The organism is Streptomyces sp. NPDC050504, from assembly GCF_044458065.1.
Classification (GTDB): Bacteria; Actinomycetota; Actinomycetes; order Streptomycetales; family Streptomycetaceae; genus Streptomyces.
In genome coordinates this window covers 1,129,044-1,143,426 of the sequence record NZ_JBITHO010000002.1, presented here as the reverse complement: position 1 = coordinate 1,143,426, position 14,383 = coordinate 1,129,044, and the positions used below count along the sequence as shown (strand labels likewise).

At 72.5% G+C, this 14,383-nt stretch carries 12 protein-coding genes, 1 pseudogene and 1 CRISPR repeat array; of the genes and pseudogenes, 8 read left to right on the top strand and 5 right to left on the bottom strand.

The window, feature by feature from the left end; genetic code table 11:
• Window positions 1–31 precede the first annotated feature (31 nt).
• From ACIBNE_RS11070 to ACIBNE_RS11060, 3 genes are read left to right on the top strand one after another with little or no spacing between them, the layout of a single operon-like run.
• Window positions 32–1,633 (top strand): glycoside hydrolase family 13 protein, encoded by a 1,602-nt coding sequence (locus tag ACIBNE_RS11070; protein ID WP_399271179.1) that lies wholly within the window; start codon window positions 32–34, stop codon window positions 1,631–1,633.
• Window position 1,634: 1 nt separating this feature from the next.
• Window positions 1,635–2,726 carry a LacI family DNA-binding transcriptional regulator gene (locus ACIBNE_RS11065; RefSeq protein ID WP_399271178.1) on the top strand — a complete coding sequence of 364 codons (1,092 nt, stop codon included), beginning with the start codon at window positions 1,635–1,637 and terminating at the stop codon, window positions 2,724–2,726.
• A 37-nt stretch (window positions 2,727–2,763) separates the two neighbouring features.
• Window positions 2,764–3,588, top strand: a complete 825-nt coding sequence (locus ACIBNE_RS11060) for a phosphatase PAP2 family protein (RefSeq protein ID WP_399271177.1) — start codon at window positions 2,764–2,766, stop codon at window positions 3,586–3,588.
• Window positions 3,589–3,650: 62 nt separating this feature from the next.
• On the opposite strand, the gene ACIBNE_RS11055 is transcribed toward ACIBNE_RS11060, so the two are convergent.
• Window positions 3,651–6,659 carry a bifunctional [glutamine synthetase] adenylyltransferase/[glutamine synthetase]-adenylyl-L-tyrosine phosphorylase gene (locus tag ACIBNE_RS11055; protein ID WP_399271176.1) on the bottom strand — a complete coding sequence of 1,003 codons (3,009 nt, stop codon included), beginning with the start codon at window positions 6,657–6,659 and terminating at the stop codon, window positions 3,651–3,653.
• A 416-nt stretch (window positions 6,660–7,075) separates the two neighbouring features.
• Here ACIBNE_RS11055 and ACIBNE_RS11050 point away from each other — a divergent pair, with 416 nt between their 5' ends.
• Window positions 7,076–9,133, top strand: a complete 2,058-nt coding sequence (locus ACIBNE_RS11050; protein ID WP_399271175.1) for a PIG-L family deacetylase — start codon at window positions 7,076–7,078, stop codon at window positions 9,131–9,133.
• A gap of 106 nt (window positions 9,134–9,239) precedes the next feature.
• Here ACIBNE_RS11050 and ACIBNE_RS11045 read toward each other — a convergent pair whose 3' ends face one another.
• The gene (locus ACIBNE_RS11045) at window positions 9,240–9,476 is read right to left on the bottom strand and encodes a cold shock domain-containing protein (RefSeq protein ID WP_399271174.1); all 237 of its coding nucleotides are present in this window, start codon (window positions 9,474–9,476) and stop codon (window positions 9,240–9,242) included.
• Between the two features lie 50 nt (window positions 9,477–9,526).
• On the opposite strand from ACIBNE_RS11045, the gene ACIBNE_RS11040 reads away from it, so the two are divergent.
• Both ACIBNE_RS11040 and ACIBNE_RS11035 read left to right on the top strand, forming a co-directional pair.
• The gene (locus ACIBNE_RS11040; protein WP_399271290.1) at window positions 9,527–9,946 is read left to right on the top strand and encodes a helix-turn-helix domain-containing protein; all 420 of its coding nucleotides are present in this window, start codon (window positions 9,527–9,529) and stop codon (window positions 9,944–9,946) included.
• A 10-nt stretch (window positions 9,947–9,956) separates the two neighbouring features.
• The gene (locus tag ACIBNE_RS11035; protein ID WP_399271173.1) at window positions 9,957–10,373 is read left to right on the top strand and encodes a VOC family protein; all 417 of its coding nucleotides are present in this window, start codon (window positions 9,957–9,959) and stop codon (window positions 10,371–10,373) included.
• A gap of 56 nt (window positions 10,374–10,429) precedes the next feature.
• On the opposite strand, the pseudogene ACIBNE_RS11030 reads toward ACIBNE_RS11035, so the two are convergent.
• Window positions 10,430–10,579, bottom strand: a pseudogene (locus tag ACIBNE_RS11030) (glutamine synthetase); the annotation flags it as partial.
• A gap of 298 nt (window positions 10,580–10,877) precedes the next feature.
• Window positions 10,878–11,468: a CRISPR direct-repeat array (repeat unit 29 nt; unit sequence GGTGGTCCCCGCGCACGCGGGGGTGGTCC).
• 94 nt (window positions 11,469–11,562) lie between these two features.
• On the opposite strand from ACIBNE_RS11030, the gene ACIBNE_RS11025 reads away from it, so the two are divergent.
• Both ACIBNE_RS11025 and ACIBNE_RS11020 read left to right on the top strand, forming a co-directional pair.
• Window positions 11,563–12,030: a GntR family transcriptional regulator gene (locus ACIBNE_RS11025; RefSeq protein ID WP_399271172.1), complete on the top strand. Its 468-nt coding sequence runs from the start codon at window positions 11,563–11,565 to the stop codon at window positions 12,028–12,030.
• Window positions 12,027–12,590: an HD domain-containing protein gene (locus tag ACIBNE_RS11020; RefSeq protein ID WP_399271171.1), complete on the top strand. Its 564-nt coding sequence runs from the start codon at window positions 12,027–12,029 to the stop codon at window positions 12,588–12,590. The genes ACIBNE_RS11025 and ACIBNE_RS11020 overlap by 4 nt, the downstream gene beginning before the upstream one ends.
• On the opposite strand, the gene ACIBNE_RS11015 is transcribed toward ACIBNE_RS11020, so the two are convergent.
• Together ACIBNE_RS11015 and ACIBNE_RS11010 are read right to left on the bottom strand one after the other, a co-directional pair.
• The gene (locus tag ACIBNE_RS11015; protein WP_399271169.1) at window positions 12,587–13,060 is read right to left on the bottom strand and encodes an NUDIX domain-containing protein; all 474 of its coding nucleotides are present in this window, start codon (window positions 13,058–13,060) and stop codon (window positions 12,587–12,589) included. The genes ACIBNE_RS11020 and ACIBNE_RS11015 overlap by 4 nt on opposite strands.
• Before the next feature lie 2 nt (window positions 13,061–13,062).
• Window positions 13,063–13,821, bottom strand: coding sequence for a helix-turn-helix domain-containing protein (locus ACIBNE_RS11010; protein WP_399271168.1), 759 nt, complete (start codon window positions 13,819–13,821; stop codon window positions 13,063–13,065).
• Between the last annotated feature and the right edge of the window lie 562 nt (window positions 13,822–14,383).

Below are 14,383 nucleotides of genomic sequence, written 5' to 3'. Positions count from 1 at the left end.
CTTCCTCGAACGTAACGTAGGGAACACGTACATGACCCAGGAGCTCGCTCCCACCCTCCGCGACCAGTCCTCCGCACCGGCGGGCGAGTGGTGGCGCGACGCCGTCATCTACCAGGTGTACGTGCGCTCCTTCGCCGACAGCGACGGCGACGGCATCGGCGACCTGCGCGGCATCCGCGAGCGGCTGCCGTACCTCGCCGACCTCGGCGTGGACGCCGTCTGGCTCACCCCGTTCTACGCCTCGCCGCAGGCCGACGGCGGCTACGACGTCGCCGACTACCGCGCCGTCGACCCGCTCTTCGGCGACCTCCAGGACGCCGACGACCTGGTGCGCGAGGCCCACCGCCTGGGCCTGCGCGTCATCGTCGACGTCGTGCCCAACCACACCTCCGACCAGCACGCCTGGTTCAGGGCCGCGCTCGCCGGAGGGGACGAGCGCGACCTGTACCACTTCAGGCCGGGCAAGGGCGAGAGCGGCGAACTCCCGCCCAACGACTGGGAGTCCGTCTTCGGCGGCCCGGCCTGGACCCGCACCGGGCGGGGCGACTGGTACCTGCACCTGTTCGCCTCCGAGCAGCCCGACCTCAACTGGGAGAACCCGAAGGTCCGCGAGGAGTTCGAGGCGATCCTGCGCTTCTGGCTCGACCTGGGCGTCGACGGCTTCCGCATCGACGTCGCGCACGGCATGGTCAAGGCGCCCGGACTGCCCGACATCGGGGCCAGCGAGCAGGCGAAGATGATCGGCGCGCAGACGCTGCCCTTCTTCGACCAGGACGGCGTCCACGAGATCCACCGCTCCTGGCGGACCCTGCTGGAGAGCTACGGCCCCGAGCGCATCGGCGTCGCCGAGGCCTGGGCGCCCACCTCGGAGCGGCTCGCGCTGTACGTGCGCCCCGACGAGCTGCACCAGGCGTTCAACTTCCAGTTCCTGACCTGCGACTGGGACGCCGCCGCCATGCGCACCGTCATCGACGGGTCGCTGGCCGCGACCCGCTCGGTCGGCGCGCCCACCACCTGGGTGCTCTCCAACCACGACGTCGTGCGGCACACCACCCGCTACGGCGGCGGCGAGCAGGGCCTGCGCAGGGCCCGCGCGGCGGCGCTGCTCACCCTGGCGCTGCCCGGCTCCACGTACGTCTACCAGGGCGAGGAGCTGGGCCTGCCCGAGGTGACCGACCTGCCCGACAGCGCGCGCCAGGACCCGGCGTTCTTCCGGGGGGACGGGCAGGACGGGATGCGCGACGGGTGCCGCGTGCCGCTGCCGTGGTCCGGCACCGAGGCCCCGTACGGCTTCGGGCCCGGCGGCTCCTGGCTGCCGCAGCCCGACTCCTGGAAGGCCCTGTCGGCCGAGGCGCAGAGCGGCGACCCGCGCTCCACGCTGGAGCTGTACCGCTCGGCGCTGGCCCTGCGCAAGGAGCTGCCGGGCCTCGGCGACGGCGAGATGACCTGGCTGGAGGGCCCCGACGGCGTCCTCGTCTTCGGCCGCCCCGGACTGGTGTGCACGCTCAACACCACCGCCGCCGAGGTCGAACTCCCCGTCCCCGGGCGCCCGGTGCTCGCCACCGCCGCGCTGGAGTTCTCCGGCGGCAGCGCCCGCGTCCCCGGCGAGACCTGCGTCTGGTGGGCAGTCTGAGATGCGCCCGGTACAGTCGCATCCCGTGACCGCACCCGCACGACTGGCCGACATCGCAGCCCAGGCGGGGGTCAGCGAAGCGACCGTGAGCCGCGTCCTCAACGGAAAGCCGGGTGTCGCCGCGACCACCCGCCAGTCCGTTCTCGCCGCACTGGACGTACTCGGATACGAGCGTCCGGTGCGGCTGCGCCAGCGCAGCGCCGGACTGGTCGGACTGATCACCCCGGAGCTGGAGAACCCGATCTTCCCCGCGCTCGCCCAGGTCATCGGACAGGCGCTGACCCGGCAGGGCTACACCCCGGTCCTGGCGACCCAGACGCCGGGCGGCTCGACCGAGGACGAGCTGACCGAGATGCTGGTGGACCGGGGGGTCTCCGGGATCATCTTCGTCTCGGGCCTGCACGCCGACACCTCGGCGGACATGAACCGCTACGAGCAGCTGCGCGCCCAGGGCGTGCCCTTCGTGCTCGTGGACGGCTTCTCGCCGCGGGTCCAGGCGCCCTTCATCTCGCCCGACGACCGGGCGGCGATGCGCCTGGCGGTGACGCACCTGGTGTCGCTCGGGCACAGCAGGATCGGCCTGGCGCTGGGCCCCAGGCGCTTCGTGCCCGTGCTGCGCAAGATCGAGGGGTTCGTCGCGGCGGTCGGGGACCAGCTGGCGCTGGACGCGGCGACGATAGAGACCGAGCTGATCCAGCACTCCCTGTACACCCTGGAGGGCGGTCAGGCGGCGGCTTCGGCGCTGATGGACCGGGGCTGCACGGCCGTGGTGTGCGCCAGCGACATGATGGCGCTGGGCGCGATACGGGCGGCGCGGCAGCGGGGCCTGGAGGTGCCGGACGACGTCTCGGTGGTCGGCTTCGACGACTCCCCGCTGATCGCCTTCACCGATCCGCCGCTGACCACGGTCCGCAAGCCGGTGCCCGCGATGGGGCAGGCCGCGGTCCGCACGCTCCTGGAGGAGATCGGGGGCACCCCGGCCCCGCACAGCGAGTTCGTCTTCATGCCCGAACTGGTCGTTCGCGGTTCAACCGCTTCCTGTCCGCGCGTCGCGCGGCAGCGGAGCGGGGGGGCAAATCCGACTCAGGTATGAACAGCCGGGCGGTACCCGTCTGGCAGAATCTGACCCTATGGGTGAAACGACCGTACAGACACCGGAGGGCCGCGCGAAGGCCGCTCCGGCACCCATCGTCACCGGCCGGCTCGCCCGGTTCCGTGTGCCCCGGCGCCCGCGCATCTGGTTCGAAGTGCTCCTCATCGCGGTCAGTTACTGGGTGTACTCGCTCGTGCGCAACGCGGTGCCGGAGCAGAAGGCGACCGCGCTGAGCAACGCCGACTGGATCTGGTCGGTGGAGAAGTCGCTCGGCATCGCGGTCGAGGAGTCGGTCAACCACGCCGTGAACTCGGTGACATGGCTGATCGTCGGCATGAACTACTACTACGCCACGCTGCACTTCGTGGTGACCATCGGCGTCCTCGTCTGGCTCTACCGGTGGCACCCCGGGCGGTACGCGGCGGCCCGCACGGTCCTCTTCGCGACCACCGCGGTCGCCCTCGTCGGCTACTACCTGTACCCGCTGGCCCCGCCCCGGCTGATGACCGGGCAGGACTTCATCGACACGGTGCTGGTCCACCACACGTGGGGCTCGATGGCGTCGGGCGACCTGAAGAACATGTCGAACCAGTACGCGGCGATGCCCTCGATGCACATCGGGTGGTCGACGTGGGCGGGCCTCATGATCTTCGCGATGGCCAAGGTCCCCTGGGCCCGGGTCCTGGGCCTCCTCTACCCCGTGGCGACCCTGGTCGTGATCGTCGCGACGGCGAACCACTTCTGGCTGGACGCGGTGGGCGGCCTGCTCTGCCTCGCGTTCGGCATCGCGGTGAGCCGCTACTGGTACGGCGCGTACCCGGGGAGCCTGCCGCGCTTCCCGGAGGACGCGGGCCCCTTCTAGGGGCGCGGGGGCCCGCCGCAGGCGAAAAGGACGACGCCCCCGGGCAACGGACCCCGTGAGGGCTACGCCCCGTAGAAGTACGTCTCCATGACCGCCCGCGCCCGCCGCGTCATGCGGCGGTAGTCGTCCAGCATGTCCCCGACGTGCCCCGGCTCGTACCCCAGGTACCGCCCCACCGCCGCCAGCTCCCGCCCGTCCGAGGGGAACGTGTCCCCCGCGCGCCCGCGCACCAGCATCACCCCGTTGCGCACCCGCGTGGCCAGCACCCACGCCTCGTCGAGGATCTGCGCCTCCTCCGCGGGGATCAGCCCCGCCGCGTGCGCCGCGGCCAGCGCGTCCCGCGTACGGGTGGTCCGCAGCCCCGGCTCCGCCCACCCGTGCCGCATCTGCATCAGCTGGACGGTCCACTCCACGTCGCTCAGCCCGCCCCGCCCCAGCTTGGTGTGGAGCGTGGGGTCCGCGCCGCGCGGCATGCGCTCGGTCTCCATGCGGGCCTTCAGCCGCCGGATCTCGCGCACGGCGTCCTCGCCGAGCCCCTCCACCGGGTACCGCAGCGGATCGGCCAGCTCGATGAAGCGCCGCCCGAGGTCCGCGTCGCCCGCCATGGGCTCGGCGCGCAGCAGGGCCTGGGACTCCCAGACGAGGGACCAGCGCCGGTAGTACGCCTCGTACGACTTGAGGGTCCTGATCATGGGCCCGCTCTTGCCCTCGGGCCGCAGGTCGGCGTCGATGAGCAGCGGCGGGTCCGCGGTGGGCAGCTGGAGCAGCCGCCGCATCTCGGTGACCACGGTGTTCGCGGCCTTCGCCGCCTCCTGCTCGTCGACGCCCTCGCGCGGCTCGTGGACGAAGAGGACGTCGGCGTCGGAGCCGTAGCCCAGCTCGTGGCCGCCGAAGCGGCCCATGCCGATGACGGCGAAGCGGGTGGGCAGCGTGTCGCCCCACCGCTCGCGCACGGCGGCGCGCAGCGCGCCCGCGAGGGTCGCGGCGTTGAGGTCGGTGACGGCGCCGCCGACGCGGTCGACGAGCGCGCCGGGATCGGACTCGGCGGGGCTGTCCTCCGTGCCGTACGAGCCGATCAGGTCGGCCGCGGCCGTACGGAACAGCTCCCTGCGCCGCACCCCGCGGGCCGCCGCGACGGCCGCCTCCGCGGTGTCGGCGCGGCCGACGGCGGCCAGCACCTCCTGCTCCAGGTGGTCGCGGTCGCGCGGCACGAGACCTTCGGGGTCGCCGAGGATGGCGACGGCCTCGGGGGCGCGCAGCAGCAGGTCGGGGGCGAGGCGCCCGGCGGACAGGACGCGGGCGAGGTTCTCGGCCGCGGCGCCCTCGTCGCGCAGCAGCCGCAGGTACCAGGGCGTCTTGCCGAGCGCGTCGGAGACCTTGCGGAAGCCGAGGAGCCCGGCGTCCGGGTCGGCGGAGTCCGCGAACCAGCCGAGCAGCACGGGCAGCAGGGTCCGCTGGATCGCGGCCTTGCGGCTGACGCCGGAGGACAGCGCCTCCAGGTGGCGCAGGGCCGCGACCGGGTCGGCGTACCCGAGTGCTTCCAGGCGCTGGCCCGCGGCCTTCGGGGAGAGCCGGGTCTCGCCGGGCGCGAGCTGGGCGACGGCGTCCAGCAGCGGCCGGTAGAACAGCTTCTCGTGGAGCCTGCGCACCACGGAGGCGTGCCGCCGCCAGGCGCGGTTCAGTTCGGCGACCGGCTCCTTGCGCAGGCCGAGCGAGCGGCCCAGGCGCCGCAGGTCGGCCTCCTCCTCGGGGACGAGGTGGGTGCGGCGCAGCCGGTACAGCTGTATGCGGTGCTCCATGGTGCGCAGGAAGCGGTACGCCTCGTCGAGCTGCGCGGCGTCCGCGCGGCCCACGTAGCCGCCGGCGGCGAGCGCGGCCAGCGCCTCCAGCGTCGAGCCGCTGTGCAGCGTGGCGTCGCTCCTGCCGTGCACGAGCTGGAGCAGCTGTACGGCGAACTCGACGTCCCGCAGCCCGCCCGGCCCGAGCTTCAGCTCGCGGTCGACGTGCGCTGCGGGGATGTTGTCGACGACCCGGCGGCGCATCTTCTGCACGTCGGGCACGAAGTTCTCGCGCTCGGCGGCCTGCCAGACGAGCGGGGCCAGGGCCTCGACGTACTCCGCGCCGAGCGCGAGGTCGCCCGCGACGGGCCGGGCCTTGAGCAGTGCCTGGAACTCCCAGGTCTTGGCCCAGCGCTGGTAGTAGGCGAGGTGGGAGGAGAGGGTGCGGACGAGGGGCCCGTTGCGGCCCTCGGGCCGCAGGTTGGCGTCGACGGGCCAGATGACGCCCTCGACGGTGGTCTCGGAGCAGATCCGCATGAGGTGCGAGGCGAGGCGGGTCGCGGCGCGCAGCGCCTTGCCCTCGTCGACGCCGTCCGTCGCTTCCGCGACGAAGATCACGTCGACGTCGGAGACGTAGTTAAGCTCGTGGCCGCCGCACTTGCCCATCGCGATGACGGCGAGGCGGCAGGCCGCCGCGTCGTCGGGGGCCGCCGTACGGGCGATGGCGAGCGCGGCGCGCAGGGTCGCGGTCGCCAGGTCGGCCAGCTCGGCGGCGGTCTGGGCGACGTCGGTGGTGCCGCAGACGTCGCGGGCGGCGATGGTGAGCAGGCAGCGGCGGTACGCGACGCGCAGCGCGACGGGGTCGGCGGCGTCGGCGAGCCCGCGCTCGAACTCCGCGACGCCCGGGTGGAGGTCCGCCGACTCGTACGTGACGAGGGCCTGCCAGTCGGCGGGGTGCCGCGCGAGGTGGTCGCCCAGGGCCTCGGAGGCGCCGAGCACGCCGAGGAGGCGGTCGCGCAGGGGCTTGGCGCTGACGAGGGTGTCGAGCAGGGCGCGGTGCTCGTCGCCGCCCCGGGCCCCGTCCTGCGCCTCCTGCGCCTCGGCGAGGCGCACGAGGCCGCGCAGGGCGAGGTCGGGATCGGCGGTGGCCCCGAGCGCGTCGAGGAGGACGGGGTCGGTGCGGACCTCGTCGAGGGCCGGGGACTCCAGGAAGCGTTCGGCGGACGAGGGGTCCGTGAAGCCGTGCCGGAGCAGGCGGGTGAACGTACTGCTTCTGCGCCCAGGCACCGTCATCCCCGTGACCTCCGCTCAACGTGATCGCCCGGGGCCGAGCCTATCGGGAGCGGCCCGAAAGAGGACGCCGCCTCACGCCTGCGGCGGGCGGGGCACCCGTCTTGGCCCCGTTGCCCGCCTGTGCGGGGCGGGGCCGTTCAGCACAGGCGCCCCGTCAGGGGCGCGGGGAACTGCGCGACCAGCCCACCACCGCCCCGCAGGGCCCCCGGAGGGTTTCGGGAAGGGGTGGGGAGGGGCCTTGCCCGCCGCAGGCGAAAAGACGGCGCCCCCGGCAACGGGCACCCCGCGAGGAAGCCCGCCCCACCCCCGGGCGCCCCGCCCGACGCGCGCCCCGCCCCGATGAACCGCATCCTCAAAATCCCCGTCTTCTTCACGGATCGTCCTAAGATCCGACCCCGCACAAGACCGGAACCCCGATGCCACCCACCCCGCCCCACGCACCCCGCGCACCCCGTACGCCCCGCCGCCGCAGACCCGCCCGCACCCGCCGCACCCTCATAGCCACGAGCGCCGCCCTCGCCGCGGTCCTCGGCGGGGCGCTCGTCGTGAACCTGCGCGGCGCGGACCCCGCCTCCTCCTCGCACCGCCACACGCACCGCCCCCAGCAGGACGCCCCCGTCCAGCCCCTGCGCACCGGCCCCGGCGCGGCCGTGATGCAGGTCGTCGCGCACCCCGACGACGACCTGTTCTTCATGAACCCGGACACCCACCGCACCCTCACCGACCCCCGCGCCACCCTGACCTCCGTCTACCTCACCGCGGGCGAGTCCGACGGGGTCAACGCGCGCCGCGACGACGAGCCGAAGCCCCGCGCCGACAAGGCCAAGTACGCCGAGGCCCGGCAGAACGGCATCCGCGCCGCGTACGCCGAGATGGCCACGGGCAGCCGCACCAGCCCCTGGAAGCGCACCGCGATCCGCACGGCGGGCGGCGGCACCGCCGAGCTGGACGTCCTCAAGGCGAAGCCGCGGATCAGCCTGGTGTGGGTGCAGCTGCACGAGGCGGGCTCGATCTCGGGCGACCGCCCGCGCAGCCTGCGCGGCCTGTGGGACGGCCGGGTCGGCGAGCTGAAGTCGCAGCTGGCGTCGGGCTCCCCGGTCACCTCCTCCTTCGCGTACGACCGCCAGGAGGTCGTCGCCACCGTCGCCGGCCTCATGCAGCGCTTCCGGCCCACGCACATCCGCATGCAGGACCCGACGCCCGGGAACAACCCCAAGAGCGGGAAGCTCAACGACCACCAGGACCACATGTACGGCGCCCGCTTCGCGCAGGCGGCGATCGCGCGGTACGCCGCGTCCCCCGGGCATCCGCGCTTCACCGTGCAGAACTACCTCGGCTACTACACCAGCGCCCTCCCCCACACCCTGGACAGGGCCGCCGCCGAGGCGAAGCTGCGCACCATGAAGACGTACGCCTGGATGGACGCGCCCGCCGACCACTGCCGGTCGAAGGCGGGCTGCGGCGACCGCAAGGTGGCCGCGCGGCCCACCGGGCACGGCTGGACGAAGACGATCCGCTACACCCGGGGCGAGTCCACGAGCTGGGTGCTGCCCGGCGAGGGCGGCGCACTGACCGCGTACGGCGTCCTGGACCAGAAGCTCGCGGTGTGGCGCAAGGCCCCGTCGGACGGGGCCTGGAAGGGCCCCGAGCTGCTGCCGGGCGGCGGCCTCGACAGCGGGGTCACGGCCGTGCGGCTGCCGGACGGCAGGGCCGCGGTGCTGGGCACCCGCACCGCGGCCGACGCGGCGACCGGGAAGTACCACCGCGACGTGGTGGTGCGCACCCAGAGCGCTCCCGGCGGGCCGTTCGGCGCGTGGCGCTCGCTGGGCGCGCCCGGCGGTTCGACGTCCTTCGGCGCGCCCGCCGCGACGGCGGACGCGAAGGGCCTGCTCACCGTCTCCCTGCGCGACGGCGAGCACCGCCTCGCGAGCGCCGCGCAGCGCACGGGCGGCGGCTGGTCCGGCTGGCGGAACCTGGGCGGCGACGGCGACCTCCAGGGCGACCCGCTCGCCGTCACCGACGCCAAGGGCCGGGCGCACGTCTTCGCGGCGACCACCGGCACGGTGCTGACCTGGGCGCAGCCGAAGCCCGGCGCCCCGCTGCCCGCGGCCCCGGCCGCCACGGGCCTGCCGAGGACGACGCTGGCGCTGAGCGGGGCGGCGGAGGGCGCGGGGGTGCGGATCTGGTTCCGCAAGCCGGACTCGGGCGACCTGCGCACGGCGCTGCTCACCGACGGCCGCCCCTCGCCGGTGACGGCAGCGGGAACGCCCGGCCTTGGCGGCTTCGGCCCGCCCGCCGTCACGGGGAACGGCGTGGCCGGCGCCCGGTCCACGACGGGCCTGCTCGCCACGGTCCCGCGCTGGCGCGCGGCCACCGGGGGCGGCCTGTTCGTCGGCGCCCCGGCGGCGACGCCCGCGGGCGTCGCGGTGATCGGCCTGGACGGACAGCTGCGCTGGACGCCGCTGGGCGGCTAGCCGGGCCGCTGGACGGGCGGCTCGGGCAGCTGACCGGGCGGCTGGACGGGACTGCGGGACCCGGCTCGACGGATCACGAACGCGTCGGGCCGGGTCCCGCCCGGCATCAGGCGGGGCGGGGCACGATGAGCAGTGCGCGGTACTCGTACCCGTCCTGCCGGAAGCCGGGCGCCTCCCACCTGAGGTCCACGGTCTGCCCCGGGGTCAGCGTCCGGAACCCCGCCGCCTCGATGTTCGAGTAGTGCCCCCAGCAGCCCCCGGGAGTCTCGGGGCAGTCGAGGACGCCCCACCCCTCCTCCTCGTGCCACACCCGTACCGTCGCCCGCACCGTCGCCTTCGCCATGCGGGCACCCTACGGCGCGGGCGCTGTGCGAAGGTGGGCGGGTGAAGCAGGTGAACCTGGAGGACCTCGCCCGGCTGCGCCGGGCCCGCGACCTGATGGACCGCGAGTACGCGGAGCCGCTCGACGTGTCCGCGCTGGCGCGCGTCGCCCTGATGTCGGCGGGCCACTTCTCGCGCAGTTTCCGCGCCGCGTACGGCGAGACGCCGTACAGCTACCTCATGACGCGCCGCATCGAGCGGGCGAAGGCGCTGCTGCGGCGGGGCGACCTGTCGGTGACGGAGGTCTGCTTCGAGGTGGGCTGTACGTCACTGGGGTCGTTCAGCTCGCGCTTCACCGAGCTGGTCGGGGAGAGCCCGAGCGCGTACCGGGCCCGCGACCACGGGGCGGACTCGGCGGTCCCCGCGTGCATCGCCAAGATCTACACGCGACCGGTCAGGAACGGAGAAGCGAAGCCGGAGCCCCGCTCGTAGCGTGGAGGACATGGACATCACGCTCTCGCAGTGCTTCATCGCCACCTCCGACCACGACACGGCGGTCCCCTTCTACCGCGACGTGCTCGGCCTGGAGGTCCGCAAGGACGTCGGCTACGCGGACATGCGCTGGGTGACGCTCGGCGCACCCGCGCAGCCCGGGGTCGACATCGTCCTCGAACCGCCCCTCGCGGACCCCAACGCGGCGCCCGAGGACCGCAAGGCCATGGACGAGCTGCTGGCCAAGGGCCTGCTGCGCGGCGTCATCTTCGCGACCGAGGACTGCGACGCCACCTTCGAACACATCCGCGCGGCGGGCGCGGAGGTCCTCCAGGAGCCGGTGACCCAGCCGTACGGAGTCCGCGACTGCGCCTTCCGCGACCCCTCGGGCAACATGATCCGCTTCGCCCAGCCCCACCGGTCCTGACACGACGAAGCCCCGGGCGCCTGGTGTTCCACCAGGCGCCCGGGGCTTCCCCACGCCTACAGCACCGGCAGGTTCTTCCGCAGCTCGAAGGCCGTGACCTCGCTGCGGTACTCCTCCCACTCCTGCTTCTTGTTGCGCAGGAAGTGGCGAGACCAAGGACGGCCCTGCGGAGATCTCGGCACCGCAGGGTCTGACCTGCGGAGTAGCGGTCATCGTTGGTCATTGGCGGGCACTGGTGGGCGTCGCTTGACGGCCCAGGGACGGCCCAGACCCACCGCAGACCAGAAGGCCCGCACGACACAAGCGAACTCCCCCGAACGCGGAATTCAGAACGGATTGAGACCACAACTGAGACCGGATCACGGATACCTATCGCACCTCCCGCCAGAGACGGGCATGCTCACCATGCATCCCACTGCCTGAGCCAGAAGGGCGAGGAATGTCCGTTTCTCTCAAAGTGAGTAAAAACCGGGGTCGGCTCGACTAACGTGCCTGGTCAGCTCCTGTGGTCCCCGCGCACGCGGGGGTGGTCCGCGGAAATAGCCCTGATCGGGGTCCGCCTCCAGGTGGTCCCCGCGCACGCGGGGGTGGTCCCTGCGTTCAGTCCATCACGCGTCAGGACGGTGGGTGGTCCCCGCGCACGCGGGGGTGGTCCCCCGCTGCCGTTGTGTTTCTCCCAGATCACGTCGTGGTCCCCGCGCACGCGGGGGTGGTCCCGCGTGCCGCTGCAAGGTCGTGAAGCGCGGGAAGTGGTCCCCGCGCACGCGGGGGTGGCCCCCTGTTCCTCGGCGTCACCGAGGACGCCCTCGGCGACGCCGCCGAGTGGTCCCCGCGCATGCGGGGATGATCCCCTACACACGTGAGTAGGCTGAATGAGGTCCTGGTGGTCCCCCGCGCACGCGGGGGTGGTTCCGCACAGACCTCGGCTGTGGGGTCGCGCTCGACGCGGTCCCCGCGCACCCGGGGCTTTTCCCGAGACGCGGAGGCGTTAGGTGTTCAGACGATGTGGTCCCCGCGCGTGCGGGGGTGTTCCCACAGTCCCGGCTTCACGAGAACACGCGGGTGGGCGATCCCCACGCGCGCGGGGGTGCTCCGCAGGCAGCCCTGCCCGAACGATGGTCTTCGCTGTTCGCTCCGCGCAGGTGGGGATGGTTCGGTATTACGCCTCCTCTGGCCGGGAGGAGCGCTCGTGTCGCAGCAGGTGAGTCCTCGCGGGACGTATCTGAAGATCGTGGACGCCATCAAGGGACAGATCGCAGACGACCCGAACATGCACGAGCTGCCTTCGGCCGTTCACGTGATGGAGACCCACGGAGTTTCCCGGGGCGTAGCCCTGCGTGCCTTCAACGCGCTGCGCGAGCAAGGCGTTGCCGAGCCCGTTCCGGGAGCGCGCTGGCGAGTGGTACGGGACGGGGAGCCGACCGATCGTCGCCCGCTGGCCGACCGTATCGCCGCCGTGATCACCGAGGACGGGCTGTCCGTGGGGGCGAAGTTCCCGAGTGCTACGGCCTTGTGCGCGCGCTTCGACGTGTCGCGGCCGACCGTGCGCAGAGCCCTGGACCAGTTGGAGGCCAAGGGGCTGCTCTCCGCAGGGAGTCAGGGGAAGGCCCGCACCGTACGCGCCGTACCGAACCGAGAGGAACCGGACCGATCGTGAGTTCCGACGGGCTGACCGCATGGGCCTACCGACTCTCCGAATCGCTGCTCGCACAGCCACTTCCACGTCGCTGGCAGCACTGTCTTGGTGTCGCCGAGCGGGCACGCTCCCTCGCGCCGATCCTCGGCGAGGACGCCGAACTGATGGAGGCGTCCGCCGTCCTGCACGACATCGGATACTCCCCCGGCCTGGCCAAGACCGGCTTCCACCCGCTGGACGGCGCGCGGTACCTGCGCGACGTCGCACGGGCCGACGTACGCGTGCAGCGGCTCGTGGCTCACCACTCCTGCGCCTGGATGGAAGCGGAAGCGCGCGGGTTGCGGGACGAGCTGGAGGAGGAGTTCCCCCGGGAGCTCCCGCACCTCGCGGACGCGCTCTGCTTCTGCGACATGAACACGACTCCGGACGGCACGCCGACCAACCCCGTCGACCGCGTCAACGAGATCGCCGGACGGTACGGGTCCGACAGCCTCATCGGCACGTTCATCCGCCGCGCCGAACCCGAGATCCTCGCCAGCACGGCCCGCGTGCTCGAACGCCTCGCCGCGGCGAAGCGCTAGCCGATGTAGGGGGCGGACCGGCCGCTGTCCATCGCGTGCTCGATGCGCAGGCGCATCGTGGGGTGCACGTCGTACGTCGCCAGGTCCGCCGGGTCCACCCAGCGGACCTGCGTCGTCTCGTCGCTCGTACGGATCTCACCGCCGACCGGCCGCGCCCGGAAGCAGATGCTGAACTGCTGCCTGGCCTCGCCGTCGTCGTACAGCATCACGTGCCCCGGGTCGGTGTAGATCCCCGACATGTCGACGACCTGGGCCTTGATGCCGGTCTCCTCCCAGACCTCGCGCACCACGGTGTCGCTGATGGACTCGCCCACGTCGTGACCGCCGCCCGGCAGCGCCCACCGGCCGTTGTCGGAGCGCTGGATCATCAGCACGTGCCCGGCGTCGTTCCGCACGAAGGCAACGACGGACGGCACGACCGAGTTGGCCGGCGGTGCGTCGGGGTCGTGCAGGTAGTCGATGCGTCCCATGGTCAGACTCCCGTGAGGTCGTGCTCGGTCACCTGGCGCGCGCCTCCCCAGGTCTGTTCGATGCTATTCGCGTACGTGTCGAAGAGCCCGCCCCCGGGGAGTCGGCGCAGGTGGAGGACGGGGGCCATGTACGCGCCGATCCCGTAGACGTGGGTGTTGACCAACATCTCGTCGTCCGCCCGGAACAGCGAGTTGTAGAGCGTCGCGTCATGCAGCCGGAACCCGATCTCGGGGTGGCTCTTGAACAACGGGCGGTAGTTCATCAGGGCGTTGCGGATCTTGCCGCCCATGATGCGGTGCCCCTCGTCGACGCCCCGCTGTTCCACGGCAGCGCAGTCCGGGTCCCCGAGCAGGATGCGCACCTGGGTGTTCCCCTGCACTTTCGACCTGAGCAGGTCGAGGAACTTGGGGTCCTCGGAGAGCCACAACCCGGCGTAGACGAGCACGTCGATGTGCGCCGCCGCACGCGCGTACATCTCCCGCCAGAGGTCCGTGGGCACCATGTGGCGGTGGGGGTAGACGGTGACGATCTCCGCCTTGCTCAGGTCCATGGCGCTCTCGGCCGTGCGGGAGTCGTCCCAGAGGGTCGTCACGTCGACCTTGAGCACGGTCGCCGCCGCGTACTGATGCCGTCGGTACGGCACCTTGCCCTGCGTGATCCAGCGTTCGACGGTCTTCGGGTTGACCTCGATCGCATCCGCCAGTTCTTGGACGGTCAGGCCCTGAGCTAACAGGGCCGACCGCAAGCGCTCGTTGGACATCCGCCCTCCCCATGGGACGTCTTGGGATTTCTTGACGGTAACGAGATGCCCTCAAGGTGTCCACGGATGAGGTGACCAAGGCCCCTGACCTGCGGGGATTCTGATGGTGCGCCAAGAAGTTCCGGCGCGAAGCCAAGAAGTTTCGACGCTCCACTTGACGACACCCCTATGCAGTACCTGTAATACAGGTACTGCATCACGCGGTCGGCGAATCCGACTGCGAGTGCTTGCAAGACCCGTTTGAACTGCATGGCGCGGGGACGCTGCAACCCCGCTAAAGGCCAGGTGGAACAGGGTTTCGGCCCGTACTGGCGAGGTGGCCCGGCGACCGCGAGCAACGGCCGGAGAGTGGGGACGCAGGTCCCCCTTGCAGTGCGTATCCCCTGTTCAGCGACGTGGAGGTGTGGAAGTGAACCGACGAAAGCGATGGGCGCGGCCGTGACGACTGGCATGGCGGCGCCGCTTCACCCTCGTGGTCCGTGAACGTGGCGGGCCGACCGGTCGCCCTTTCGACTGCTTCGCGGCGGCTAGCGCCGCGCCGCAGCGATGCCGCCCCGATGGT